General features: G+C 37.1%; 1 pseudogene. It reads right to left on the bottom strand.

The features are described 5' to 3' along the window. Positions 1-1154: pseudogene (locus PAN07_RS17395) on the bottom strand (IS3 family transposase); the annotation flags it as partial. Positions 1155-1210: the final 56 nt, after the last annotated feature.

The following is a 1210-nucleotide window of genomic DNA, read 5'->3' on the forward strand; positions in this document are numbered from 1 at the left end:
TGGGCTGTTACCCTTACGCGACATAGATGGCTGGATTCCTTTATCCTCTAAAAAATGATGATAGAAATCGTGTTGGTATTGCCATCCCTGGTCACTATGGAGAATTGTATTTTCGTAATATTCCTCTGTAAAGGTTTGTTCTAGCATATCTTTCACTTGTATCAAGTTCGGTGACGTAGAAAGATTATAGGCGATAATTTCGCTGTTAAAACCATCTAAAACTGGTGATAAATAGAGCTTTTGGCTGCTTGCCGGAATGGCAAACTCTGTCACATCTGTATAGCACTTTTCCATTGGATTCGATGCTTCAAATTGGCGTTGAATAAGGTTATCTGCTTTCTTGCCAATCTCTCCTTGGTAGGAAGAATACTTGCGTTTACGACGAATTCGGGCACTTAAACCAAGGATCTTCATCAGACGTTGGACCTTCTTATGGTTCACTACAAAACCACGATTCCTCAATTCTAGAGTCATTCGGCGATAACCATAATTTCCTTTATGCTCAGTAAAAATAGCTTGAATTTCATCTTTAATATCATGATTTTTATCGCTTTTATTTAACTGCTTTAGCTGGTAATAATAGGTTGAACGAGCTAGCTTAATAATCTTTAGAAGAATCTCTAAGGCAAACTCCGTTACCAATCCTCGGACAATTTCTGTTTTTCTTTTCGCTCCTTTTCGTCCCTCAATCGGAGTTCTCTCAACTTTTTTAGAATGGCATTCTCCGCTCTCAAGTACTCATTTTCTGCTTGAAGTCGCTCTAGCTCTGTCATCTCTTCGGGCTTCTTCTTTGGTTTACGTCCCATTTTAGGTGCTCTCCCTCTTGTTTTCTCAACAATAGTATACCCGTTTTTCTTATATTGTGCCAGCCAATTAGGCAACATTCCAACACTTGGAAGAGCATAATCTAGAGATACCCTTATTTGCGAACGACCTTCGAGAAGAACTTTATCAATGATCTCTTGTTTTAGTTCAGGTGAATAGTAACAATTCTTTCCTTTTTTGACGAACTCCATTCCGTAACGATCAATCAATTTAATCATGTACCTAAGATTAGAATTGTTTATCCCAAATTTATTTGAAAGCTTCTCTATGCTATATCCTTGTTTTCTAAGTTTATAGATCTGAACTTTATCATCATAAGTTAATTTCATAATAAAAACACCCCAAAAGTTAGATTTTTTCTGTCTAACTTTTGGGGTGCAGTTCA

The sequence above is a fragment of the Streptococcus sp. SM5 genome (assembly GCF_027497975.1).